This is a genomic window from Micromonospora sp. PLK6-60 (genome assembly GCF_019890675.1).
In the GTDB taxonomy this organism is placed as follows: domain Bacteria; phylum Actinomycetota; class Actinomycetes; order Mycobacteriales; family Micromonosporaceae; genus Micromonospora.
This window is the reverse complement of sequence record NZ_JAIOAA010000007.1, coordinates 220,901-245,171: the sequence shown is the minus strand read 5'-3', so window position 1 is coordinate 245,171 and position 24,271 is coordinate 220,901. Positions and strand designations below refer to the sequence as shown.

The following is a 24,271-nucleotide window of genomic DNA, read 5'->3' as shown; positions in this document are numbered from 1 at the left end:
CGGACCCGCGCGGTTTGCCCGGCGGCGCGCCGGGTAGGCCGCGACATGCAGGTTCAGCGGCTCGGCTCACCGAGCGACTTCGATCCTCTGCTGGACCGGGTGCGGGACGCCCGGATCGTGATGCTCGGCGAGGCGACGCACGGCAGTTACGACTACTACCGGTTGCGCGAGCAGTTGACCCGGCGGCTCATCGCCGAGCAGGGCTTCGACTTCGTCGCGGTCGAGGGGGACTGGCCGGACTGCGACCGGGTGCACCGGTCGGTGGTGGCCGCGCCCGGCGGCGCGGCCGACCCGCTGACCGCTCTGGAACGGTTCGAGCGCTGGCCGACCTGGATGTGGGCCAACGCGGAGGTTGCCCGGTTCTGCCGCTGGCTGCGGGCGTGGAACGTCGAGCGGCCCGAGGGGGAGCGGGCCGGCTTCCACGGGCTGGACGTCTACAGCCTGTGGGACTCGATGCAGGCGATCTTTGACTATCTGGGCGAGGAGGACCCGGGCTCGCTGGAGGCCGCGCAGGACGCGTACCGGTGCTTCGAGCCGTACGGCAAGCGGGTCGAGGAGTACGGGGCGGCGAGCCGGTTCGTCTCCGCGCGGTGCGAGGAGGAGGTGGTGCGGCTGCTGGCGCGTACCCGGGAACAGGCCGCGGCGGACGGCCCGGACCGCTTCTCGGCCTGGCAGAACGCGGAGGTGATCGCCGGCGCGGAGCGGTACTACCGGGCCATGGTGCACGGCGGCCCGGAGTCGTGGAACGTGCGGGACACCCACATGGCCGACACGCTGGACCGGCTGCTCGACCGGTACGGCCCGGACGCCCGGGGCATCGTCTGGGCGCACAACACGCACGTGGGGGACGCCCGGGCGACCGACATGGCGGCCGACGGGATGGTGAACATCGGCCAGTTGGGCCGGGAGCGGCACGGCGACGCGGCGGTGGTGCTGGTCGGCTTCGGCAGCTACCGGGGCACGGTGGTGGCGGCGCCCCGCTGGGGTTCGCCCAGCGAGACGATGATCGTTCCGCCGGCCCGGGAGGGCTCGGTCGAGCGACGGCTGCACGAGCTGCTGCCGGAGCGGGCGGTGCTTGTTTTCGGCGGCCCGGACCAGCCGGAGTGGGTCACCGGCGAGGCCGACCACCGGGCCATCGGAGTGGTGTACGACCCCAGCTTCGAGTCGTGGGGCAACTACGTGCCGACCCGGCTGGGGGAGCGCTACGACGCGTTCATCTGGTGCGACGAGACGACGGCGCTGCACCCGCTGCCGGCGCTTACCTCGTTCGGCGAGATGGAGACGTACCCGGCGGGGGTGTGAGCGCTCGGCTCAGGTGTTAAGCGGGGCCCCCTGCTATGCAGAATGCGTTAACAGGGGGCCCCTCCTTTCACACGTTCGCGGGTTCGCGTTCGGCGAGGTGGGCGCGCAGGCCCTCGCCCTCCACGTCCACGTTGGGCAGGGCCCGGTTCAGCCAGCGGGGCAGCCACCAGGCGGCGTTGTTCAGCAGCGACATCACCGCCGGCACGATGGTCATCCGGACCACGAACGCGTCGATGGCGACGCCGATCGCGAGCGCGAAGCCCATCGACTTGATGATCGGGTCCTCCAGGAAGACGAAGCCGCCGAAGACCGAGATCATGATCAGCGCGGCGGCGGTGACCACCCGGGCGCCGTGCCCCATCCCGTTGATGGTGGCCTGCTGGGCGCTGTCGCCGTGCACGAAGTCCTCCCGCATCCGGGAGACCAGGAAGACCTCGTAGTCCATGGCCAGGCCGAACAGGATGCCGATCAGCAGGATCGGCAGGAAGCTGACCAGCGGGGCGGGGGTGTCCAGCCCGACCAGGTCGGCCAGGTGGCCCTGCTGGAACACCGCCACCGTGATGCCGAAGGTGGCCGCCACGGTGAGCAGGAAGCCGAGCGCGGCCTTCACCGGCACCAGGATCGAGCGGAACACCAGCATCAGCAGCAGCACCGAGAGGCCGACCACGAGCAGCAGGTAGACCGGCAGCGCGTCGGACAGCTTCTCCGACACGTCGATGCCGATGGCGGTCACGCCGGTCAGCAGGACGTCGGCGTTCTGGATGCCGCCCACCTGGTCGCGGATGTCGTGCACCAGCGTCTCGGTGGCCGCGTCGGTCGGGCCGGTCTTCGGGATGACGCCGAGCAGCGCGGTACGGCCGCTCGGGTCGAGCTGCGGCGGCGCGACCGCCAGCACCCCGTCCGTCTTCTGGATCAGCGCGGTGACCTGCGGCACGGCGGCCTGGGTGGCCTGTGGGGAGTCGGCGGTCACCACCACCGCGAGCCGGCCGGTGAAGCCGGGGCCGAAGCCTTCCTGGATCAGGTCGTTGCTGACCCGGGCCGGGGTGCCCTCGGCGGCGGCGGAGGCGTCCGGCAGGGCCAGCCGCATGTCCTGCGCCGGCAGCGCCAGCAGGCCCAGGCCGAGCAGGCCGACCAGGATGACCGGGATGCGCAGCCGGGTGACCCAGCGGGCCCAGCGGAAGCCGAAGCCGGAGCGGTCCTCGGCGGCCGGGGCGGTCTCGGCCGGTGCGGCGTCGCGCAGCCGGCGGGGGAGCACCTTGCGCCCGGCGAAGCCGAGCAGCGCCGGGGCCAGGGTGATCGCGACCAGCACCGCCACCGAGACCGTGCCGGCGGCGGCCAGGCCCATCACGGTGAGGAACGGGATGTTCACCACCGCCAGGCCGGCGAGCGCGATGACCACGGTGGCGCCGGCGAAGACGACGGCGGAGCCGGCGGTGCCCACCGCCCGGCCGACCGCCTCCTCCGGTTCCTGGCCGTCGAGCAGGTTCTGCCGGTGCCGGGAGGTGATGAACAGCGAGTAGTCGATGCCGACGGCGAGGCCGAGCATCAGGGCCAGGATGGGCGCGGTGCTGGTCAGCTCGACCGCGCCGCTGAGCGCGAACAGGCCGGCCATGCCGACGGCGACGCCGATCAACGCGTTGAGCATGGTCATCCCGGCCGCCACCAGCGAGCCGAACGTGATGATCAGGACGATCGCGGCGACCAGCACGCCGAGCGCCTCGGTGGAGCCGACCTCCGGCTCGCCGTTGAGCACCTCACCGCCGGGCGCGATCTGCCAGCCCTGCTGCTCGGCCCGCGCGCCGACCTCCTCGTACGCGGTGCGCTGCGCGTCGGTCACCTCGTCGGCCCGGCCGGCGAACTGCACCTGGATCAGCGCGTACCGGCCGTCCGGGCTGAGCGCCTTGACCTGGTAGGGGTCGACCGCGCCGACCACGCCGGGCAGGGTGGCCGCCTCCTGGGTGACCTCCTTGACCACCGCCTGCCCCTCGGGGCTGAGGAGTTGGCCCTCCTGCGGCGCCTTGACCGCGATGGTGCCGGTGGCCCCGCTGGCCGCCGGGAACCGGTCGGCGAGCAGGTCGAGCGCGCGCTGCGACTCGGTGCCGGGCATGGTGAAGTTGCTCGCCGTCGGGCCGCGCAGGGTGGCCGCGGCGAGGCCGAGGCCGACGAGTACGACGAGCCAGACGGCGACGACGAGTCGCCGGCGGCGCAACGAGGCCCGGCCGAGCCGGTAGAGCAGGGTCGCCATGGGATTCCTTTGTCCTCGGGGTCAGGTGGTTTCCAGTGCGCGGCGCGCCACGGCCAGCAGCGCGGGTCGTAGTTCCCCGTCGGGGATGTCGATGAACTCGGGGCAGGTCTCGGCGATCCCGGCGAGCAGCACCAGCGCGGCGATCCGCGCGGCCGGGCGGTCGGCCGGACCGGCCAGCGCGGCGATGAGCCGCTCGGACATCTGCTGCACGTGCGCGAAGGCGGGCTGCTGGAGCAGGTCGGGGAACTCGCCGCGGAGCAGGGCGATCTCCCGGCGGAAGCGCACCGCCAGGTCGACGAAGCCCTCGGCGGCGACCCGCTGGGCGGCGGCGCCGGTGTGCGCGGCGATCCGCGCGTCGAGCGCCTCCAGGGCGGCGATGGCGGGGGCCATCAGCTCGGAGAGCAGCGCCTCCTTGTTGGCGAAGTGGTAGAGCACGGTGGCCTTGGAACAGCCCACCTCGCGGGCGATGTCCTGCAACGAGGTGCCCTTGTAGCCGGTGACGGCGAACCGGCGCGAGGCGGCGGCCAGGATCTCGTCGTGGGTCTCGGGCAGGGCGCGGGCCATGCCGTCCAGCATGCCTGACCGATCGGTCAGAGCCTGACCGATCGGTCAGAGGAGTCGGGTGGGCTTCGCCACATCCCGCCCGGCTCAGGCCGGGGCGGCGTGCTCCCGGTCGTACGCCTCCCGGGCGTCGGTGATCGCGGCCCGGTGCCGCTCCGCCCAGGCGGTGAGCGCGACGAGCGAGTCGTAGAGCTCCAGCGCCATCGGGGTGGCGGTGTACTCCACCCTGGGCGGGACGGTGGGATAGACGGTGCGGTGCAGCAGGCCGTCCCGCTCCAGGTTGCGCAGGGTCAGCGTGAGCATCCGCCGGCTGATCCCCTCCACCTGCCGCTCCAGCTCGGTGAAGCGGACCGGCCCCTGGGCGGCGGCGACCAGGATGCCGATGCTCCACTTGCCGCCCACCCGGTCCAGCGCCTCCCGCACGGTGCAGGCCCGCGCCTGGTGCCCGCGCACGGTCTCACAGCTGTTCCTCTGGGACATGGAAGTGCCTCCTTATGCGCGCCCTCATGGTCACAGATGATGGCCCTGGTAACAAACCGTGCACCAAGGAGGCGCTCGTGCCCGAGAAGCATCGCCGGACCGCCCTGCTCGTGCTCTGCGCGGGCAGCCTGATGATCATCCTGGACGGCAGCGTGGTGGCCGTCGCCCTGCCGGCGATCCAGCGCGACCTCGGCTTCACCGCCGCCGGCGCGGCCTGGGTCGTCAACGCGTACCTGGTCGCCTTCGGGGGGTTGCTGCTGCTCGCCGGGCGGCTCGGCGACCTGCTCGGCCGACGCCGGGTCTTCCTCGCCGGGGTCACCCTGTTCACCCTCGCCTCGCTGGCCTGCGTCCTGGCGGCCGACCCGCTGACCCTGGTGGCCGCCCGGTTCGCGCAGGGCGCCGGCGGGGCGCTCAGCACCGCGGTCAGCCTCGGGATGATCGTCCGGCTCTTCCCCGAGCCGGCCGAGCGGGCCCGGGCCATCGCCGTGTTCAGCTTCACCGGCGCGGCCGGCGCCTCGCTCGGCCTGCTGGTCGGTGGGCTGCTCACCGGCCTGGTCGGCTGGCGGGCGATCTTCGCCATCAACCTGCCGATCGGCGCGCTGATCCTCGCCGCCGCGCTCCGCCGGATCGCCCCCGACCGGGGCATCGGCCTGCGCGCCGGCCTCGACCTGCCCGGGGCGGCACTGGTCACCGCCGGGCTGATGGCGGCCGTACTCGCCATCGTGGGCACCGCCGAGCACGGCTGGACCTCCGCCCGTACGCTCGGCGCCGCCGCCCTCGCCGCGCTGCTGCTCGCCGGCTTCGCGGCCCGGCAGCGGACCGCCCGCACCCCGCTGCTGCCCGCCCGGGTGCTGCGGGCGCCCGGCCTGGTCGCCGCCAACGCCGTGCAGTTCCTGATGGTGGCCGCCTACTTCGGCTTCCAGTTCCTGCTCGCCTTCCGGCTGCAACTGGTCGGCGGGCTCGACCCGGCGGCCACCGGCTTCGCCTTCCTGCCCACCCCGCTGGTCATCGCCGCGGTGTCGCTCGGGCTGGCCGGCCGGCTGATCGCCCGATTCGGCGCGCGGCCCGTGCTGCACACCGGTCTGGTCCTCGCGGTGGCCGGCTTCCTGCTGCTGGCCCGGCTGCCGGTCGACGCCGGCTACCCGACCGACGTGCTCCCGGCCATGCTGGTCTTCGGGGTGGCCGGCGGGCTCACCCTGCCCGCGGTGACCACCCTCGCCATGGCCGGCGCGGACCCGGCCGACGCCGGGCTGGCCTCCGGGCTGGCCAACACCACCCAGCAGGTGGGCGGGGCGCTCGGGCTGGCCGCGCTCGCCACCCTGGCCGCCGGCCGCACCGCCGGGCTGCGGGCCGCCGGGACCGACGAGGTGACCGCCCTCGCCGCCGGCTACCGGTCGGCCTTCGTGGTGGCCGCGGTGCTGGTCACCGCCGCCCTGCTGGTCGGCCTGGCCACCGCCGGCCGGCGGTCGGCCCCGGTCCCGGCCGCCGCGCGGTGAGCCGCGCCGACCGGCCCACTCCGCCGGCCCGGAATTGGCCCTGGGCCGGCGGTGGCCCGGCGGCCGACAATCGGGCCATGACGCCGACCGACCGGGCCGCCACGCTGCGCGCCCTGCACCGCCCGGGTGCGCCGCTGATCCTGCCGAACGCCTGGGACGCCGGGTCCGCCCGGGCCGTCGTCCGCGCCGGCTTCCCGGCCGTCGCCACCAGCAGCGGCGCGGTCGCCGAGTCGCTCGGCCACGCCGACGGCGAGGCCACCCCGGTGGCCGCGATGCTCGACGCGGTCGCCCGGGTGGCGGCCGCCGTCGAGGTGCCGGTCACCGCGGACATCGAGCGGGGGTACGGGCTGGGCCCGGCCGAACTGGCCGAGCGGCTGCGCGCCGCCGGGGCGGTCGGCTGCAACATCGAGGACTCCGACCCGCGTACGCACGAACTGGTCGACGTCGACGAGCAGGCGGACCTGATCGCCGCACTCCGGTCGGCGGCCGGCGCGGACCTGGTGATCAACGCCCGGGTGGACGTCTTCCTGCGCGGCGGCGGCGACCCCGGCGCGGGGTTCGACGAGGCGGTGCGGCGGGCCCGGCGCTACCGGTCGGCCGGCGCGGACTGCGTCTACCCGATCGTCCTGGCCGACCCGCCGCTGATCGGCCGCTTCGTCGCGGCGGTCGACGGGCCGGTGAACGTGATGGCCCGTCGTGGTGTGCCGGCCCCCGGCGAGCTGGCGAAACTCGGGGTGGCCCGGGTCAGCTACGGCTCCGGCGTGTACGCCGCCGCGCAGGCGGCGACCGACCGGATGCTCGCCGCCGTCCGGGACGGGCGCGACCCGTTCGCCCCGACGTCCGGCTGAACCCGTCGCGGCGGGTTGACCGGTGGCGGTCTGGCCGGGAGGGGGGGCGGATGAGCGGTGCCGACGAGACCCGGGACGGGGTCGCGCTGACCAGCCTCGACCAGCCGCTGTCCGATGTGACCGAGGCGAGCAAGCGGGACCTGGTGGACTACCTGGACGCGGTGCGTGACCGGATCCTGCCCGGGCTGCGGGGCCGCCCGCTGTCGGTGATCCGGGTCCGCCCGGGCCAGCCGCCGTTCATGCAGAAGAACCTGCCGAAGTACACCCCGGACTGGGTGCGCCGGACGGCGGTCTGGGCGGAGGCGTCCCGCCGGGAGATCTCGTACGGCCTCTGCGACGACCGGCGGACGCTGCTCTGGTTCGCCAACCAGCGCGCGGTGGAATACCACCCCACCCTGGCCACCGTGGACGACCTGCACCGCCCCACCCACCTGGTGCTGGACCTGGACCCGCCGGAGGGGGACTCGTTCGACGCGGCGGTCGCCGTCGCCCACCTGGTGCGGCGGGCGCTGGCCGACACCGGGCTGGCCGGGGCGGTGAAGACCAGCGGGGCGAAGGGCCTGCACATCGTCGTACCGGTCGACGGGGGCACCGCGGAGGAGATGGCGGCGGCGACCCGGGCGATCGCCGCCCGCGCGGAGCGGCTCGACCCCACGCTGGCCACCACCGCGTTCATCAAGGAGGACCGGGGCGGCCGGGTCTTCGTCGACTCCACCCGGGCGTACGGGGCGACGGTCGTGGCCGTCTACAGCCCGCGGCTGCGGCCCGGCCTGCCGGTGTCGTTCCCGGTGCCCTGGGCGGACCTGGCCGAGGTGACACCGGGTGACTTCACGGTCCGCACGGTGCCCCCGCTGGTGGCCGACCGGGACCCGTGGGGGGAGCTGCTGCCGGCCCCGCAACGGCTGCCGGAGGAGCTGGTGGCGCACGGCCGGACCATTCCGGTGGCCCGGGTGCAGGCGATGCACGAGGGGAAACGGCGGGCCCGCGCCCGCCGCGCGGCCGGCTGACCGGCTCCTGCTCGCGAAAAAACCCGGGCCAGCGGGCCCGGGCTTCGTCGTCTCTCTGGTGCCCCCGGCAGGATTCGAACCTGCGCCCCCGCCTCCGGAGGGCGGTGCTCTATCCCCTGAGCTACGGGGGCTCAGCGACCCGAGAAGAGTAGCAAACCCCCTCCCGGATCACCCAATCGGTACCGCCTCGCCCGTCCCGTGTCCTCGGCTGCCGTCTGTCCTCGGCTCGGCGGAGGTCAGGCGGCGATCAGGGTGCGACCGCAGCTGGGTAGGGGATGCAGGACGATGCGGCGGGGCAGCCGCCGGGGCCACTCGTTCTTGGGCCAGGACCCGTCCACGATGAGGTGCACGGTGTGCTCCTCGGGGCCGCTGAGCCGCAGCACGAAGTCGCGGGGCAGCGGCGGGTCGACCGACGGCGTGGTGATCATGAAGCGGACCCGGCCCCGGGACGACACCGCCGAGATCACATCCGCCGCGGGCATGGTGCCGCGCAGGCGTACCCGGCCGATCCAGTACACCTCGGCCAGGTGCTCCTGGGCGGCCCGGGTGATCGCCGGGTACTCGCCACGGACCCAGCGCTCGACCGCGCCCACGCAGAGCCCGCAGGCCCGCTCGCGGGGCTCGCGCGGACCCAACCCCCAGGCCCGCAGGTACGCCCCGACCTCGCCGGCGTCCATCCCGGTGGCGAACCGGCGCTGGATCAGCGTGGTGAGGCTCTGCCGCGTCCACAGCTGCTCGTCCAGGCCGAACTCGTCGGGGTAGGTGCCCCGCAGGGTGTCGATCAGTTCCAGTTCCTGTTCGCGGCTGAGCGTTCCCGGCTCGCCCTGCCGCTGTCCGCGACGGACGGCTGCCACCGCCCCGTCACCGCCGATGGTGTGGCGCCGGCACCAACTGGTCACCGACCGCCGTGCGTCTCTGAGTGCAACCCCCACGTCCTACGCAACGAGCCCGAATCAGAACCGGTCACGATATGTGGGGAGAAAAGTCTCCAAGCTCCGCAATGGGTGGTAAGCCACTAGATGCATGAAAGCCCCATCTCCGGACAAAGCTCACGGCGTGCCCGGGGGCGGACGGGCCGATGCGCGGCAAGTTGGCCGATCAGGGCGCTCGGAGAGGCCGGCCAGCGCGGCCCGAAAGCGCCCCATGCCGCACTCCGGCCCATCGCCGCCGTCCGAAGGCCCGACATCCCGCAGGTCGGGCCTTCCCGCGACGCGTACCGGATGTGCGCAGGCCCGCGTCCGCCGGGGCGGGACGCGGGCCTGCCGGGTCGAGCAGGGTCGGGGGCGTGCGGTCAGCCGCCCAGCCGGGTGAGCGCGGCCTGGAGGTTGGCCAGGTCGGTCTGCTGGGTGTTCTTCATGGTCTGGGCGACCCGGGTCACCTCGGGGTCGTCGCTGGCGTCGAGGATGCCGTCGATCATGTGCACCCCGCCCAGGTGGTGCCGGATCATCATGCGCAGGAACATGACGTCCAGCTCGCGCCCCTGGGCGGACTCCAGCGCCGCCATCTCCTGCGGAGTGGCCATCCCGGGCATCAGGCCGTTCTTCACCAGCTTGGCGCCGTCCGGCATCCAGGCCATCACCGGATCCGAACCGGCCGGGTCCAGCCCCCACGAGCGCAGCCAGGTCTGCATGGTGCCGATCTCGCCCTGCTGGCCGGTGGCGATGTCGACGCCCATCTGGCGTACCTCGGGGTCGGTGCCCCTCTGGAAGGCGATCAGGCCCATGCTGATCGCCTGCGCGTGGTGACTGGTCATGTCCCGGGCGAAGCCCGCCTCGGCCGAGCTGTCCCCGGGCCGGGTGAGCTGCGGGGTCAGCAGGCCGCCGGCGTACCCGAGGAGGAGCCCGACCACGACGGCGGCGGCCAGCGCGAGCGTGCCGAAGCGGCGCACGGACCGGCGGGCGCCGTCGTCGGCGACCGCCGTCTCGTCCGGTGCGTCAGCCGTCGTGGTGGGAGCCGTCATGAAGTCCTCATCCCTGGGTCTGGTCGCCCATCTGGTTGCCCATGTCGCGCGGCGTGGTGCCGGTGGCGGTCACGCCCTGGCTGCACAGCGCGTTCGGGCCCTCGATCGAGGCGTTCACCCGCAGCGTCTTGATGAACTCGTCGATCCGCTTGTCGTCGGCGTTGTCGACCTTGAGCTGGTAGCCCCAGGCCTGGAGCGCGATCGGCTTGTCCAGGCCCTCGTACGGGCTCATGAACAGCTTCTCCTTGCCCTCGACCTTGGCCTTGAGCGTGGCCACCTGGTCGGCCGGCAGGTCGGGGCGGTAGGTGACCCAGACCGCGCCGTGCTCCAGGCTGTGCACCGCGTGCTCGTTGGCGATCGGGGCGTCGTAGACGTCGCCCATGCAGTTCTGCCAGGCCGGGTTGTGCGGGCCGGCGACCGGCGGGGTGACCGTGTACTTGACCGTGCCCTGCTGGTGCTGGCTGCCCTTGACCAGCTCCGGGTCCTTCTCCCGGTAGTCGGTCACGCCGTTGATGTCGGCCGCGCGCTTCTCCCACGGCTTGGAGCCCTGGAACGCCGAGAACGCGGCGAAACCGATGATCGCGACGGTCAGCACGCCGACGGCGGCGAAGAGCGCGATCGGCCCCCAGGAACGGCCCTGGCTGACCTTGACCGGCGTGATCGGCTTACGGCCCTTGCCGCCCGAGGACTGCCGGGGTGCGCCCTTGCCGGCCCCGGCCTTGCCGCCGGCCGTCTTGTCCGCAGCGGCTGGCCGGCCACCCGCCGGCTTCTTACCGGTGCTGACCACGGTCGGACGGCGCTCGGGGCCGCCCGGGGTGCTGATGCTCATCGTGCCTCGTCAGGTCGGTCGGTCAGGGGGACGGCGGCCGGTGTGACGCGCAGGGTCGCCGCCGAGTGCCCGAGTCTACCCCCGATACCATGGGTCGGTGACTCCCGCAGAACTCGCCGTCGTCGTCCTCTCCGCTGCCCACGCCGTGTTCACGGAGCGCGGGCTGGACCGTTCCGTGCTGCCGGAGGGGACCACGGTCGAGCGTCCCCGCAACCCGGAGCACGGCGACTACGCCTCGACGCTGGCGCTGCAGCTGAGCAAGAAGGTCGGCGTGCCGCCCCGGGAGCTGGCCACCGCGCTGGCCGAGCAGCTCGGGCGGGCGCCGGGGATCAAGTCGGTGGAGATCGCCGGCCCGGGCTTCCTCAACATCCGGCTGGACGCGGCCGCCGCCGGCCAGCTCGCCCGGGTGATCGTCGAGGCCGGTGACGGGTACGGCCGCAGCGACCGGCTCACCGGCGAGAAGATCAACCTGGAGTTCGTCTCGGCCAACCCGACCGGCCCGGTGCACATCGGCGGGGTCCGCTGGGCGGCCGTCGGTGACGCGCTGAGCCGGCTGCTCCGGGCCACCGGCGCGGACGTCGGCACGGAATACTACTTCAACGACGCCGGCTCCCAGATCGACCGGTTCGCCCGGTCGCTGCTGGCCGCCGCGAAGGGCGAGCCGGCCCCCGAGGACGGGTACGGCGGGGCCTACATCGCGGAGATCGCCGAGGCGGTCCGCAAGATCCGCCCGGACGTGCTGGAGCTGGACGACGCGGCCGCCCAGGAGACCTTCCGGGTCGAGGGCGTGGCGCTGATGTTCGCCGAGATCAAGTCCTCGCTGGCCGCCTTCGGGGTGGAGTTCGACACCTACTTCAACGAGAAGGACCTGCACGACCGGGGCGAGCTGGAGCTGGCGCTCAACCGGCTGCGGGAGCAGGGCCACGTCTTCGAGACCGACGGCGCCACCTGGCTGCGTACCACCGATTTCGGTGACGACAAGGACCGGGTGCTGCGCAAGTCCAACGGCGAGTGGACATACTTCGCCGCCGACTGCGCCTACTACCTGGACAAGCGGGAGCGCGGCTTCGAGCGGGTCGTGATCATGCTGGGCGCCGACCACCACGGCTACATCGGCCGGATGAAGGCGATGGCCGCCTGCTTCGGCGACGACCCGGCCCGCAACCTGGAGATCCTCATCGGCCAGCTGGTCAACCTGGTCCGCGACGGCGCGCCGGTGCGGATGAGCAAGCGGGCCGGCACCGTGGTCACGCTGGAGGACCTGGTCGACGCGATCGGCGTGGACGCCTCCCGCTACGCGCTGGCCCGCTACTCCAGCGACTCGCCGATCGACATCGACGTGGAGCTGTGGACCCGGGCCACCCGGGACAACCCGGTCTACTACGTGCAGTACGTCGCCGCCCGGACCGCCGGCGTCGCCCGTAACGCCGCCGAGGTGGGGCTGACCCGGGGCGCGGCCGACGACTTCCAGCCCGAGCTGCTCTCCCACGACAAGGAGAACGAGCTGCTCAAGGCGCTGGCCGAGTTCCCCGCCGTGGTGGCCACCGCCGCCGAGCTGCGCGAGCCGCACCGGGTGGCGCGCTACCTGGAGGAGAGCGTGGCCGCGTCCTACCACCGCTTCTACGACAACTGCCGGGTCCTGCCGCAGGGCGACGAGGAGATCACCGACCTGCACCGGGCCCGGCTCTGGCTCAACGACGCCACCCGGGTGGTCATCGCCAACGGCCTGCGCCTGCTCGGCGTCTCCGCCCCCGAGCGGATGTGACGAGATGCGCGCGCACGAGGCCGGTGCCCTGCACGGCGACATCGGCAGCCGGGGTCCCGCCTGGCTGCGTGCCCCGATCGACGTCAACGCCCTGGTGCCGGCGCTCTGGCCGGGTAACGTCCGGCGCGCCGACGGCGGGGCGCTGACCGTCGCCGGGCTCGACGTCCGCGACCTGGCCGCCGAGTACGGCACCCCGGCGTACGTCCTGGACGAGGACGACCTGCGCGGCCGGGCCCGGGAGTTCCTGGCCGCCTTCGCCGACGCGGACGTCTACTACGCCGGCAAGGCGTTCCTCTGCCGGGCGGTGGTCCGGATGATCGCCGAGGAGGGGCTGCACCTCGACGTCTGCACCGGCGGTGAGCTGGCCACCGCGCTGTCGGCCGGGATGCCGGCGGAGCGGATCGGCTTCCACGGCAACAACAAGTCGGTGGCCGAGCTGACCCGGGCACTGGACGCCGGGGTGGGCCGGATCATCCTCGACTCGTTCGCCGAGATCGACCGGCTCACCGCGCTCGCCCGCGAGCGGGGGGTACGCCCCGGCGTGCTGATCCGGGTGACCGTCGGCGTGGAGGCGCACACCCACGAGTTCATCGCCACCGCCCACGAGGACCAGAAGTTCGGCTTCTCGCTGGCCGGCGGGGCGGCCCTGGCGGCGGCCCTGCGGGTGCTCGACGACGACGTGCTCGACCTGCGCGGGCTGCACTCGCACATCGGCTCCCAGATCTTCGACGCCAGCGGCTTCGAGGTCTCCGCCCGCCGGGTGCTCGCCCTCCAGGCGCAGATCCGCGACGCGCGCGGGGTGGAGCTGCCCGAGCTGGACCTGGGCGGCGGGTTCGGCATCGCCTACACCACCCAGGACGACCCGGCCGCCCCGCACGAGCTGGCCAAGCGGATGCGCAAGATCGTCGACGGGGAGTGCGCGGCGGAGCGGCTGGCCGTGCCGCGGCTGTCCATCGAGCCGGGGCGGGCCATCGTCGGCCCGGCGGTCTTCACCCTCTACGAGGTGGGCACGGTCAAGGACGTCGACGGGCTGCGGACGTACGTCAGCGTCGACGGCGGGATGAGCGACAACATCCGCACCGCGCTCTACGACGCGTCGTACTCGGCGACGGTGGCCAACCGGGCCTCGACGGCGGAGCCGCTGCTCGCCCGCGTGGTGGGAAAGCACTGTGAGTCCGGGGACATCGTGGTGAAGGATGAATTCCTGCCCGCCGACGTGCAGCCCGGAGATCTTGTCGCGGTGCCCGGCACCGGGGCGTACTGCCGGAGCATGGCCAGCAACTACAACCATGTCCCGCGTCCCCCGGTGGTCGCCGTCCGTGACGGTCGGGCCCGGCTGATCGTTCGCCGGGAGACCGAAGAAGACCTGCTGGCTTTGGATGTGGGATGACGTCACCTGTGCGCTTGGCGCTGCTCGGCTGCGGAACCGTCGGCAGTGAGGTGGTCCGGCTGCTGCACGAGCAGTCGGCCGACCTCGCCGCCCGGATCGGGGCTCCGCTGGAGATCGCCGGCATCGCCGTACGCCGGGTCGGCCGGGACCGGGGCGGCCTGCCGGTCGACCCGGCGCTGTTCACCACCGACCCGCTCGGGCTGGTCAAGCGCGACGACGTCGACGTGGTGGTCGAGGTGGTCGGCGGCATCGAACCGGCCCGGAGCTGGCTGGTCGAGGCGCTGCGCGCCGGCAAGAGCGTGGTCACCGCCAACAAGGCGCTGCTCGCCGAGGACGGCGCGACCCTGCACGACGCCGCCGCCGAGGGCGGCGCCGACCTCTACTACGAGGCCAGCGTGGCCGGCGCGATCCCGCTGCTGCGCCCGCTGCGCGAGTCGCTGCACGGGGACCGGATCAACCGGGTCACCGGCATCGTCAACGGCACCACCAACTTCATCCTCTCCGCGATGGACGCCACCGGCGCCGGCTTCGCCGAGGCCCTGGAGGAGGCCACCGAGCTGGGCTACGCGGAGGCCGACCCGACCGCCGACGTGGAGGGCTTCGACGCCGCCGCGAAGGCGGCCATCCTCGCCTCGCTCGCCTTCCACACCCGGGTCACCGCCGCCGACGTGCACCGCGAGGGCATCACCGAGGTGACCGCGGCCGACGTGGCCAGCGCCAAGGCGATGGGCTGCACGATCAAGCTGCTCTGCATCGCGGCCCGGGGCGCCGACGCCACCGGGCGGGAGACGGTGAGCGTCCGGGTGCACCCGGCGATGATCCCGTTGAGCCACCCGCTGGCCAGCGTGGGCGACGCGTTCAACGCGGTCTTCGTCGAGGCCGAGGCGGCCGGGCAGCTGATGTTCTACGGTCGGGGCGCCGGCGGCGCGCCGACCGCCAGCGCGGTCCTCGGCGACGTGGTGGCGGTGGCCCGTAACCGGCTCGCCGGGGCCCGGGCGTCCAGCGAGTCCGCGTACGCCGACCTGTCGGTGCGGCCGATGGGCGAGGCGCTGACCCGCTACCACATCAGCCTCGACGTGGCCGACCGGCCGGGTGTGCTGGAGGCGGTCGCCGGGGTCTTCGCCCGGCACGAGGTCTCCATCGCCACCGTGCGGCAGGGCCCGGCGGGCGGCGGGCCGGCCGGCCGCGGCTCCGACGCGGAGCTGGTGATCGTCACCCATGTCGCCCCGGACGCCGCGCTGGCCGCGACCGTACGCGCGCTGCGTGGGCTGGAGATCGTCCGCTCGGTGGCCAGCGTGCTGCGGGTCGAGGGCGGCGCCTGAACCGACCCGTCCCGCCAAGTGGATGACCATGGGTGTGCGGCCGGGCCGCGCCGCGGCGTGCGCCACCCTGACCGGGCCGACGATAGGAGCGACGACATGTGGCGAGGTCTGATCGACGCGTACCGGGAGCGGCTGCCGGTCACCGACGCGACGCCCGTCGTCACCCTGCACGAGGGGAACACGCCGCTGCTGCCGGCGCCGGCGCTCTCCGCCCGGCTGAACTGCGACGTCTACCTCAAGGTCGAGGGCGCCAACCCCACCGGCTCCTTCAAGGACCGGGGGATGACCCTCGCCGTGTCCAAGGCGGTCGAGGCCGGCGACAAGGCGATCATCTGCGCGTCCACCGGCAACACCAGCGCCTCCGCCGCGGCGTACGCGGCCCGCGCCGGGATCACCTGCGCGGTGCTGGTGCCGCAGGGCAAGATCGCGCTGGGCAAGCTGGCCCAGGCGCTCGTGCACGGCGCCCGGCTGCTCCAGGTCAGCGGCAACTTCGACGACTGCCTGGCGCTGGCCGGCAAGCTCGCCCAGGACTACCCGGTGGCCCTGGTCAACTCGGTCAACATCGACCGGCTGCACGGCCAGAAGACCGCGGCCTTCGAGATCGTCGAGGCGCTCGGCGACGCGCCGGACATCCACTGCCTGCCGGTCGGCAACGCCGGCAACATCTCCGCCTACTGGCTGGGCTATTCCGAGGACCTGCACCAGGGCAACGCGACCCGGGCCCCGAAGATGTACGGCTTCCAGGCCGCCGGGGCCGCCCCGCTGGTCAGCGGCAAGATGGTGGCCGAGCCGTCCACCATCGCGACCGCGATCCGGATCGGCAACCCGGCCAGCTGGACCAAGGCGATCGACGCCCGGGACGCCTCGGGCGGGCTGATCGCCGCGGTCACCGACCGGGAGATCCTGTCCGCGTACCGGCTGCTCGCCCGCGAGGTGGGCGTCTTCGTCGAGCTGGGCAGCGCGGCCAGCGTCGCCGGCCTGCTCCAGCAGGGGGCGGCCGGTCGGGTGCCGGCCGGGTCCACGGTGGTCTGCACGGTCACCGGGCACGGTCTCAAGGATCCGGAGTGGGCCATCTCCACCGCCCCCGCGCCGCTGACCATCGCCAACGACCCGCTGGCCGCGGCCCGCTCGCTCGACCTGGTCTGAGCCGCCGGGCGACCGTAACGGCCCGGACCTGCGGCCCGGATCGCCTCCGGGCGTCCTCGCGTCTTGCCCCCGGCGGTGGGGTCACCGGTTCGTCCGGTAGGGGGCGGGCTGGGGGTCGAAGTCCCCTTCCGGCACACTTTCCTCCCGAGCCTTCCCTTCCCCCTCAGGAGTGAGCCAGACCGATGTCGCTGCTCGCCAGATTCAGCCTCGCCAACCGGGGGCTGGTGGCCCTCATCGCGGTGGTCACCGCGGCGTTCGGCGCGTTCGCCGTGCCGTCGTTGAAGCAGCAGCTCCTGCCGTCGCTGGAGCTGCCGGCCGCGTTCATCGTGGCGGCCCAACCCGGCGCCGCGCCGGAGATCGTCGAGGCCCAGGTAACGGAGCCGATCGAGAACAGCCTGCGGGGCATCCCCGGGCTGGAGAAGGTCACCTCCACCTCCCGGGAGGGCTCGGCCACCGTCCTCGTCCAGTACGCGTTCGGCACCGACGCGGACGTCATGGTCAACAAGATGCAGGCCGCGCTGGACCGGATCGACGGCCAACTGCCCGACGGGGTGCAGCCGCAGGTGCTGGTCGGGTCGACGGACGACCTGCCCGCGGTGGTGCTGGCCGCCTCGGCCGCCGACGGCGACGAGCAGGCGCTCGCCGGGCGGCTGCGCGACTCGGTGGTGCCGGAGCTGGAGGGGATCGAGGGGGTCCGCTCGGTGGCGCTGACCGGCGCCCGCGACCCGATCGTGGTGATCGCCCCCGACGCGCGGAAGCTGGCCGCGTACCGGCTCGCGCCGACCGCCATCGGCGAGGCGCTCAAGGGCAACGGGGTGGCCGTGCCGGCCGGCACCGTGACCGACGGCTCGCGTTCGCTGCCGGTGCAGGTGGGCGGCCCGATCGGCAGCATCGAGCAGCTGCGCGAGATCGTGCTGGCGGCCCCGAAGGGGCGGCCGGTGACGCTGGGCGCGGTGGCGTCGGTGACCGAGGAGCTGGCGCCGGCCACCGCGATCACCCGTACCAACGGCCGGCCGAGCCTCGGCCTGGCCGTCACCGCGGCCCCGGACGGCAACGCGGTGCGGATCTCGCACGAGGTGCGGGACCGGCTGGCCGCGCTGAGCGGCGCCGCCGGCGCCGACCTGACGGTCGTCCTCGACCAGGCCCCGTACGTCGAGCGGTCCATCGAGAGCCTGACCACCGAGGGGCTGCTCGGCCTGGTGATGGCGGTCGTGGTGATCCTGGTCTTCCTGCTGTCGGTCCGCTCCACCCTGGTCACCGCGGTCTCCATCCCGCTGTCGGTGCTGGTCGCGTTGATCGCGCTCTGGGTCGCCGACTACTCGCTGAACCTGCTCACCCTGGGCGCGCTGACCATCGCCGTGGGCCGGGTGGTCGACGACTCCATCGTGGTGCTGGAGAACATCAAACGACACCTCGGGTACGGCGAGCCGAAGCGGGACGCGATCCTCGGCGCGGTCCGCGAGGTGGCCGGCGCGGTGACCGCGTCGACGCTGACCACGGTCGCCGTCTTCGCCCCGATCGCGCTGGTCGGCGGCCTCGTGGGGGAGCTCTTCGCGCCGTTCGCGATCACCGTCACGGTCGCCCTGCTCGCCTCGCTGCTGGTCTCGCTGACCGTGGTGCCGGTGCTGGCGTACTGGTTCCTCGGCTCGCGCCGGGCCGGCGCGGAGGACCCGGCGGTGCGCCGGGCCGCCGAGGAGCGGGAGCTGCGCAGCCCGTTGCAGCGGGCGTACCTGCCGGTGGTGCGGTTCGCGGCCGGCAGCCGGAAGACCCGCTGGGCCACCGTGGCGCTCGGCCTGGTGGTGCTGCTGGGCACCTTCGGCCTCGCCCGCCAACTGGAGACCAACTTCCTCGACGACTCCGGCCAGGACACGCTGGCCATCACCCAGCGGATGCCGGCGGGCGCCGGGCTGGCCGGCACCGGTGCGGCGGCCGAGGCGGTCGAGGCGGTGCTGGCGCGGACCGAGGGGGTGAAGACGTACCAGGTGACCGTCGGCAACGCCGACCGCCCATGGGAGGGCGGCGGCGGCAACGACACCGCGCGCTGGTCGGTCGGCCTGGGCGAGGAGACGGACGCCGCGACCGTACGGCGGGAGCTGCGCCGCGAGTTCGACGCGCTCGGCGCGAAGGTCGGCGAGCTGACCTTCGGCCGGGGGCAGGGCGGGGCGTCCGGCAACGAGCTGGAGGTGGTGGTCCAGGCCGGTGACGCCGAGGCGCTGACCCGGGCCAGCGAGGCGGCCCGGTCGGCACTGGCCGGCCTGCCGGGCGTGGAGGACGTCACCACCAGCCTGACCGAGCGGGTGCCGCGGCTGGAGGTCGCGGTGAACCCCACGTTCGCCGCGCGGTTCGGGCTAGACGAGGCGACGGTCGGGCAGCTGGTCGCGCAGGCGTACCGGGGTGTTCCGCTGGGCCGGGTGACCTTCGACGACGTGCCGCGCCAGCTGGTGCTGCGGACGACCGCCGCCCCGCCGACGACGGTGGCGGAGCTGAAGGCGCTGCCGCTCGGCCCGGTGAAGCTGGGCGCCGTCGCCACCGTCGGCGAGGTCGACGGACCGCAGCAGGTGACCCGGATCGACGGCACACGCAGCGTGTCGGTGACCGGCACGGCCACCGGCTCGGACCTCGGCGCCATCACCAAGCAGTTGCGGGAGCGGTTGGCCGCGCTGGACGTGCCGGGGGCGACCTTCACCGTCGGCGGAGCCAGCGCCCAGCAGGAGGACGCGTTCGGCGACCTGTGGCTGGCGGTACTGGCGGCGATCGCCATCGTCTTCCTGATCATGGTGGCGACCTTCCGCAGCATCAGCCAGGCGCTGATCCTGCTGGTCTCGGTGCCGTTCGCGGCGACCGGCGCGATCGCGCTGCTGCTGGTCACCGGCACGCCGCTCGGGGTGCCGGCGCTGATCGGCGTGCTGATGCTGGTGGGCGTCGTGGTCACCAACGCGATCGTGCTGCTCGACCTGGTGAACCAGTACCGGGCGCGCGGCATGGGCGTGCGGGAGGCGGTGGTCGAGGGCGGCCGGCGCCGGCTGCGGCCGATCCTGATGACCGCGGTGGCCACCGTGTTCGCCCTGCTGCCGATGGCCTTCGGGCTCACCGGTGAGGGCGGCTTCATCTCCAAGCCGTTGGCGATCGTGGTGATCGGCGGCCTGATCAGCTCGACGCTGCTCACCCTGGTGCTGGTGCCGGCCCTGTACGCGATGGTCGAGCACACCAAGGAGTCGCTGCGCCGGCGCTGGGGGCGTGGTGACGGTCGGCCGGCCACCCCGGCCGACGGGCCGGCGCCGGTGGGTCCGGCCGACGGGCCGGCGCCAGTGGCCCCGGCGGGCGCGGCGGCCCGGGCGGGCGCGGCGGCCCGGGCGGGCGCGGCGGCCCGGGCGGGCGCGGCGGCCCCGGTGGGCGCGGCGGGCGGGGCCGCGCTGGCTCGCGGGGACGCTCCGGCCGGCGACGGCGACGGCGACGGCGACGGCGACGAGGGCGCCGGCGTGGCGCGGCCGGCCGGTCCGGTCCCGGCGGCCGTGCCGGCGCAGCGCGCCGCCCCCTCCGCGGCGTTGCTGGACGGGACCGACCAGTTCGAGGTGCTCCGCCTGCCGAGGAGCCGCCGTTCCCCCCTCCCGCCGACCGACTGACACCGATTTCGGCCGCCGAACGGGCGGGCGACGGGCACCCCGGACGTGGCGTCGTCCAGGGTGCCCGTCGCGAGGGCCGGGTGAGGCGGCGGTCCGTCCGTCGCGGGAGCCCCCGAGGCGCCCCGCCCGGGGTGCCGCCCGCCCCGCCTGGGGTGCCGCCCGCCCCGCCTGGGGTGCCGCCCGCCCCGCCCGGGGTGCCGCCCGCCCTGCCCCGCGGTTTCGCCCGCCCTGCCCCGGGATGCTGTTCGCCCTGCCCCGGGTGTCGCCAGCCCTGCCCTGGGGTGCTGCTCGCCCTGCCGCGAGGCGCTGCTCGCCCTGCCGCGAAGCGCCCCGAGCCGCTCCGCTTCGGCTGTCGGGACGGGTTTGGGCGCAGCGGGCGCAGCGGGCGCAGCGGGCGCAGCGGGCGGGGCGGGCGGGGCGTGCCATCGCCTGGGCCGCGGGGGGTCTCTGCGCCCTACCAACTTGATGTCGTGAACGAATCATTCGGTGACTCGGTATCCCCCGTTTCCGGCAAGGATCGGGGTCGGTGATTCGTTTGTGAGGTCAAGTTGGTAGGGCGTACATGAGGTACGGCGGGCCGGCGTCCGGCGCGCCCGCCGGCTCGGTGACCTGCTGGAGTTGGTGCGGTTGGCCGCTGGCGACCGCCTCACCCTGGACAACGCCTCCCCTCGTCGGCCCGGACGTCGACAACTTCGGGGAAGTTGTCGCCTCCTTGCAGGCGGAGGCAGCAACTTCCCCGAAAGTGCTGGCGCCGTCCCATCTGTCGGCGGTATCGGGTATCCGATGGATTGCGCGGAGTGATCGGTCGCATACTGAGGGGCATTGGGTCCGCCCGCCCGGTGCCCTCGGTCGAGGCCGGCCACCGCACCGACCGGCCGGCGGGCTGGTCCGGCGCGCGGCGCGACGGCGGGAGCGGGGGATGGCGGACGACGGGGGGCGGCTCGGCCGGCGGACCGTGCTGCGGCGCTCCGCCCTGCTGGCCGGTGGGGCGGCCGTGGGGGCGGTCGCGATGTCGGAGAGCACCTGGATCGCCGACCGCCGGCTCCCGTTGGCCGGTGGGCCGGCGAGCGCCACCCTGGGCAACCGGTTCCAGCAGGTCGGCGCCGGGGCGGTCGCGGTGGTCTGGGGGGTGCGTACGGCCGACCCGCTCGTCGCGCTCACCTTCGACGACGGCCCGCGCCCACAGTGGACCACCCGGGTGCTGGACACCCTGGACCGGTACGCCGTGCCGGCGACCTTCTTCCTGGTCGGCGAGCGGGCCCGGCGGTACGCGGGCGTGGTGCACGGCCGGCTGGGCCGGCACGAGGTGGGCAACCACAGCTGGGCGCACCGGGACCTGGCCCGGATGGACGCCGCCGCCGTCCACGATGACCTGAGTCGCAGCCACGACGCCATCACCGCGGCGGCCGGGGTGGCGCCCCGGCTGGTCCGGCCGCCGTACGGCCACCTGGGCGGGGCGGTTTTGCACGCCGCGGCCCGGCTGGACTACCGGCTGGTGCTCTGGACCCTCCAGATGGTGGAGAGCGAGTTCCCCGACGACCCGGCCGGGCACGCCCGGCGGATCGTCGGGGACGTACGTCCGGGCACCATCCTGCTGGCCCACGACGTGGGTACGCGCCGCCGGCTCGTGGCGCTGGACGGCCTGCCCGACATGATCGCCGGCCTGCGCGGACGCGGCTACCGCTTCGTGACGGTTTCCCAACTCCTGCATGCCGGCGCCGAGGTCTGAGCCGTTAAGGTGCCCGGGTGTCACCCACCGTCTCGGTCCTGGTCCGCAACCGTGATTTCCGCAATCTCTTCCTGGCCGAGCTGGTGGTCTTCGGGGCCGACTGGTTCGTGATGGTGCCGTTGCTGGTGCTGCTGCCGAAGCTGACCGGAAGCGGGATCTGGGGCGCCCTGGTGCTCGCGGTGGACACCGGCGTGCTGGCGCTGCTGCTGCCCTGGACCGGCACGATCGCCGACCGGTTCGACCGCAAGAAGATCATGATGGCCTCGAACGCGGCCGCCCTGGCCGGCGTGCTACTGCTGCTCGGCGTACGCGGCGCTGGCACCGCCTGGCTGGCCCTGGCGGCGATCGCCGTGGTGGCGGTCGCCAAGGCGCTCTACTCGCCTGCCGCCCAGGCCGCCCTGCCCAACGTGCTCGACCCGCAGGAGCTGGCCGCCGGCAACGCGATCGCCGGGTCGGCGTGGGGCACGATGACCGTGGTCGGGGCGTCTCTGGGTGGGGTGCTCAGCGCGGTCACCGGACCGTACGTCTCCTTCGCGGTGGCCGCGGTCGGCCTGGCCGTGGCCGCGGGCCTGGCGGCGCTGATCCGCCGGCCGTTGCAGGCGCCCCGGGACGCGACCCTGCCCGTCCAGCGCACCTGGCCGGCGATCCGGGAGGCGCTCGGCCACATCGCCCACCACCCGCGGGTGCTGGCGCTGGTCACGGTGAAGTCCGCGGTCGGGTTGGGCAACGGGGTGCTGACCGTCTTCCCGCTGCTGGCCGGCGTGTTCGGGGTCGGCGCGGTGGGCACCGGCCTGCTGTTCGCGTTCCGCGGGGCAGGGGCCCTGGTCGGGCCGATCCTGATGCGCCGGGTGCTCACCGCCCGTTCCTGGCTGCTGCCCGGCCTCGCCCTGTCCATGTCGCTGTACGGGCTGGCCTACCTGGGCGCCGCGGTGGCCGGCTGGTTCCCGCTGGTGCTGGTGCTGGTCTTCCTGGCCCACCTGGGCGGCGGCAGCAACTGGGTGCTGTCCAACTTCGCGTTGCAGGGCGAGGTGCCGGACCGGCTGCGGGGGCGGATCTTCGCCACCGACATGATGCTGGCGACGCTGGCCATCTCGGTCAGCCAGCTGGTGGTGGCCGGCGTGGTGGACCTGGTGGACGAGCGGGTGGTGCTGGCCGGGTGCGGCCTGGTCACCCTGGTCTACGCGCTGGGCTGGCGGCTGGCCACCCGTCGGCTGTCGCTCACCGAGCCAGCGGTGGCGCCTCAGCCGTCGGCGGCGCCCTGACCGGCCCGGCGACCGGCGGGCCGGGCATGGGCCGGGTGCCGCGGACCGGCGGGCCGGGCATGGGCCGGGTGCCGCGGACCGGCGGGCCGTGCGTGGGCCGGGTGCCGCGGACCGGCGGGCCGTGCGTGGGCCGGGTGCCGCCGACGGGCGCGGTCGGCGACGTCCCACCGTCCGGACGGAGCCGCCCGGTGTCGGTGCCGGGACCTACCATGAGCCGGTGCCGTTGACTTTCGCCACCGGCCCGGTCCGCGTCCGGGTCCCCGCCACCAGCGCCAACCTGGGGCCGGGCTTCGACGCGCTGGGCCTTGCGCTGGGTCTGCACGACGACGTCGCCGCCGAGGTCACCACCGCCCCCGGGGTGCGGGTGTCGGTGACCGGGGAGGGCGCCGGCGAACTGCCGGCGGACGACCGGCACCTGGTGGCCGCCGCCATGCGCCGCACCTTCGACGCGCTCGGCGGCCAGCCCGCCGGCCTCTCGCTGGAGTGCGTCAACCGGATCCCGCAGGCGCGCGGCCTGGGCTCCTCGTCGGCGGCGATCGTCGCCGGGGTGCTGCTGGCCCGGGCGTTGGTGGCCGACGGCGTCGAGCGCCTCGACGACGCGGCGGCGCTGCGGCTGGCCGCCGAGATCGAGGGCCATCCGGACAATGTGGCGCCCTGCCTGCTGGGCGGCTTCACGATCGCCTGGACGGAGCCGTCCGGGGCCCGGGCCGTGTCGCTGCCGGTCGCCGACGCCGTGCGGCCCACCGTGTTCGTGCCGGCCGACCGGGGGCTGACCGCGACCGCCCGGGCCGCCCTGCCGCTGGCCGTGCCGCACGGTGACGCGGCCCGCAACGCCGGCCGAGCCGCCCTGCTGGTGCACGCGCTGGCCGCCGCGCCGGAGCTGCTGCTCCCGGCCACCGAGGACCGCCTGCACCAGGACTACCGGGCCGGGGGCATGCCGGGCACGGCGGCGCTGGTGGGGGCGCTGCGTGCGGCCGGTGTGGCGGCTGTGGTCAGTGGGGCGGGGCCGACCGTGCTGGCGCTCACCGGGCCGCCGGAGGGCTTCGATCCGGGAATGGGTTGGCAGATTTGGCGGTTGCCGGTAGAGGTGCGCGGGGCGTGGGTCGCACGGGGTAGACTGGGACACGCCGAGCGGGACCCTGTTGCCGCAGGTCGGAAGAGTTGATTACGCTCTAGGCCTAGCACAGCCGCGAAGCATGCGATCTCCCTGCGGGTCGGCGCACCCCCGAAGCTTTCGGCGGTCAGCCCGTCACCCCTGCCTAGGCCACGCCGCGCCGCAGTTTCCACAGGTCGCCGCAGCCGGCGA

Annotated in this window: 18 protein-coding genes and 1 tRNA gene; 12 read left to right on the top strand and 7 right to left on the bottom strand. The window is 74.3% G+C overall.

The annotated features are described in order from the left end of the window. Positions 1-45 precede the first annotated feature (45 nt). Entirely contained in the window at positions 46-1,302 is a 1,257-nt protein-coding gene (locus K7640_RS16475) for an erythromycin esterase family protein (protein ID WP_222955713.1), read from the top strand. Positions 1,303-1,369: 67 nt separating this feature from the next. Here K7640_RS16475 and K7640_RS16470 read toward each other — a convergent pair whose 3' ends face one another. The 3 genes from K7640_RS16470 to K7640_RS16460 all read right to left on the bottom strand — a co-directional run bounded on the left by K7640_RS16470 (position 1,370) and on the right by K7640_RS16460 (position 4,588). After that, positions 1,370-3,547, bottom strand: a complete 2,178-nt coding sequence (locus K7640_RS16470; RefSeq protein WP_222955712.1) for an MMPL family transporter — start codon at positions 3,545-3,547, stop codon at positions 1,370-1,372. Positions 3,548-3,568: 21 nt separating this feature from the next. After that, a complete protein-coding gene (locus K7640_RS16465) occupies positions 3,569-4,111 on the bottom strand; it encodes a TetR/AcrR family transcriptional regulator (RefSeq protein WP_222955711.1) in 543 nt (180 codons plus the stop codon). Positions 4,112-4,195: 84 nt separating this feature from the next. Beyond that, the gene (locus K7640_RS16460) at positions 4,196-4,588 is read right to left on the bottom strand and encodes a helix-turn-helix domain-containing protein (protein ID WP_222955710.1); all 393 of its coding nucleotides are present in this window, start codon (positions 4,586-4,588) and stop codon (positions 4,196-4,198) included. A gap of 77 nt (positions 4,589-4,665) precedes the next feature. Here K7640_RS16460 and K7640_RS16455 point away from each other — a divergent pair, with 77 nt between their 5' ends. From K7640_RS16455 to K7640_RS16445, 3 genes are all read left to right on the top strand, one after another. Then, positions 4,666-6,084, top strand: a complete 1,419-nt coding sequence (locus K7640_RS16455; RefSeq protein WP_308042571.1) for an MFS transporter — start codon at positions 4,666-4,668, stop codon at positions 6,082-6,084. A gap of 77 nt (positions 6,085-6,161) precedes the next feature. Beyond that, positions 6,162-6,932, top strand: a complete 771-nt coding sequence (locus K7640_RS16450; RefSeq protein ID WP_222955708.1) for an isocitrate lyase/phosphoenolpyruvate mutase family protein — start codon at positions 6,162-6,164, stop codon at positions 6,930-6,932. A gap of 50 nt (positions 6,933-6,982) precedes the next feature. Then, on the top strand, positions 6,983-7,939 hold the full coding sequence (locus tag K7640_RS16445) for a DNA polymerase domain-containing protein (RefSeq protein ID WP_222955707.1): 957 nt from the start codon (positions 6,983-6,985) through the stop codon (positions 7,937-7,939). 56 nt (positions 7,940-7,995) lie between these two features. Here the strand turns inward: K7640_RS16445 and K7640_RS16440 are convergent. The 4 genes from K7640_RS16440 to K7640_RS16425 form a co-directional block, all read right to left on the bottom strand. Continuing rightward, a tRNA-Arg gene (locus K7640_RS16440) sits at positions 7,996-8,070 on the bottom strand. Positions 8,071-8,175: 105 nt separating this feature from the next. Next, the gene (locus K7640_RS16435; protein ID WP_222955706.1) at positions 8,176-8,871 is read right to left on the bottom strand and encodes a winged helix-turn-helix domain-containing protein; all 696 of its coding nucleotides are present in this window, start codon (positions 8,869-8,871) and stop codon (positions 8,176-8,178) included. A gap of 359 nt (positions 8,872-9,230) precedes the next feature. Continuing rightward, on the bottom strand, positions 9,231-9,899 hold the full coding sequence (locus K7640_RS16430) for a DUF305 domain-containing protein (RefSeq protein WP_222955705.1): 669 nt from the start codon (positions 9,897-9,899) through the stop codon (positions 9,231-9,233). 7 nt (positions 9,900-9,906) lie between these two features. Continuing rightward, complete coding sequence (locus K7640_RS16425) at positions 9,907-10,728, bottom strand: DUF3105 domain-containing protein (protein ID WP_222955704.1); 822 nt, start codon at positions 10,726-10,728, stop codon at positions 9,907-9,909. Between the two features lie 97 nt (positions 10,729-10,825). On the opposite strand from K7640_RS16425, the gene argS reads away from it, so the two are divergent. The 8 genes from argS (at position 10,826) to thrB (ending at position 24,130) form a co-directional block, all read left to right on the top strand. Continuing rightward, positions 10,826-12,493: an arginine--tRNA ligase gene (gene argS / locus K7640_RS16420; protein WP_222955703.1), complete on the top strand. Its 1,668-nt coding sequence runs from the start codon at positions 10,826-10,828 to the stop codon at positions 12,491-12,493. A gap of 4 nt (positions 12,494-12,497) precedes the next feature. After that, complete coding sequence (gene lysA, locus K7640_RS16415) at positions 12,498-13,883, top strand: diaminopimelate decarboxylase (RefSeq protein ID WP_222955702.1); 1,386 nt, start codon at positions 12,498-12,500, stop codon at positions 13,881-13,883. Between the two features lie 8 nt (positions 13,884-13,891). Continuing rightward, complete coding sequence (locus K7640_RS16410) at positions 13,892-15,205, top strand: homoserine dehydrogenase (RefSeq protein WP_222955799.1); 1,314 nt, start codon at positions 13,892-13,894, stop codon at positions 15,203-15,205. 96 nt (positions 15,206-15,301) lie between these two features. Then, positions 15,302-16,351 carry a threonine synthase gene (gene thrC, locus K7640_RS16405; protein ID WP_222955701.1) on the top strand — a complete coding sequence of 350 codons (1,050 nt, stop codon included), beginning with the start codon at positions 15,302-15,304 and terminating at the stop codon, positions 16,349-16,351. A gap of 182 nt (positions 16,352-16,533) precedes the next feature. Beyond that, complete coding sequence (locus tag K7640_RS16400; protein ID WP_222955700.1) at positions 16,534-19,974, top strand: efflux RND transporter permease subunit; 3,441 nt, start codon at positions 16,534-16,536, stop codon at positions 19,972-19,974. Positions 19,975-20,893: 919 nt separating this feature from the next. After that, positions 20,894-21,703, top strand: a complete 810-nt coding sequence (locus K7640_RS16395) for a polysaccharide deacetylase family protein (protein ID WP_222955699.1) — start codon at positions 20,894-20,896, stop codon at positions 21,701-21,703. Positions 21,704-21,720: 17 nt separating this feature from the next. Next, a complete protein-coding gene (locus K7640_RS16390; protein WP_222955698.1) occupies positions 21,721-22,965 on the top strand; it encodes an MFS transporter in 1,245 nt (414 codons plus the stop codon). A 217-nt stretch (positions 22,966-23,182) separates the two neighbouring features. After that, complete coding sequence (gene thrB, locus K7640_RS16385; RefSeq protein WP_222955697.1) at positions 23,183-24,130, top strand: homoserine kinase; 948 nt, start codon at positions 23,183-23,185, stop codon at positions 24,128-24,130. Positions 24,131-24,271 lie beyond the last annotated feature (141 nt).

What these genes read in the sequence shown, in the direction of transcription:
- K7640_RS16400 (WP_222955700.1), top strand. Translation starts at nt 16,534, where the DNA reads ATGTCGCTGCTCGCCAGATTCAGCCTCGCCAACCGGGGGCTGGTGGCC.
- K7640_RS16475 (WP_222955713.1), top strand. Translation starts at nt 46, where the DNA reads ATGCAGGTTCAGCGGCTCGGCTCACCGAGCGACTTCGATCCTCTGCTG.
- K7640_RS16430 (WP_222955705.1), bottom strand. Translation starts at nt 9,899, where the DNA reads ATGACGGCTCCCACCACGACGGCTGACGCACCGGACGAGACGGCGGTC.
- K7640_RS16470 (WP_222955712.1), bottom strand. Translation starts at nt 3,547, where the DNA reads ATGGCGACCCTGCTCTACCGGCTCGGCCGGGCCTCGTTGCGCCGCCGG.
- K7640_RS16450 (WP_222955708.1), top strand. Translation starts at nt 6,162, where the DNA reads ATGACGCCGACCGACCGGGCCGCCACGCTGCGCGCCCTGCACCGCCCG.
- lysA (WP_222955702.1), top strand. Translation starts at nt 12,498, where the DNA reads ATGCGCGCGCACGAGGCCGGTGCCCTGCACGGCGACATCGGCAGCCGG.
- K7640_RS16425 (WP_222955704.1), bottom strand. Translation starts at nt 10,728, where the DNA reads ATGAGCATCAGCACCCCGGGCGGCCCCGAGCGCCGTCCGACCGTGGTC.
- thrC (WP_222955701.1), top strand. Translation starts at nt 15,302, where the DNA reads ATGTGGCGAGGTCTGATCGACGCGTACCGGGAGCGGCTGCCGGTCACC.
- K7640_RS16395 (WP_222955699.1), top strand. Translation starts at nt 20,894, where the DNA reads ATGGCGGACGACGGGGGGCGGCTCGGCCGGCGGACCGTGCTGCGGCGC.
- K7640_RS16445 (WP_222955707.1), top strand. Translation starts at nt 6,983, where the DNA reads ATGAGCGGTGCCGACGAGACCCGGGACGGGGTCGCGCTGACCAGCCTC.
- K7640_RS16460 (WP_222955710.1), bottom strand. Translation starts at nt 4,588, where the DNA reads ATGTCCCAGAGGAACAGCTGTGAGACCGTGCGCGGGCACCAGGCGCGG.
- K7640_RS16465 (WP_222955711.1), bottom strand. Translation starts at nt 4,111, where the DNA reads ATGGCCCGCGCCCTGCCCGAGACCCACGACGAGATCCTGGCCGCCGCC.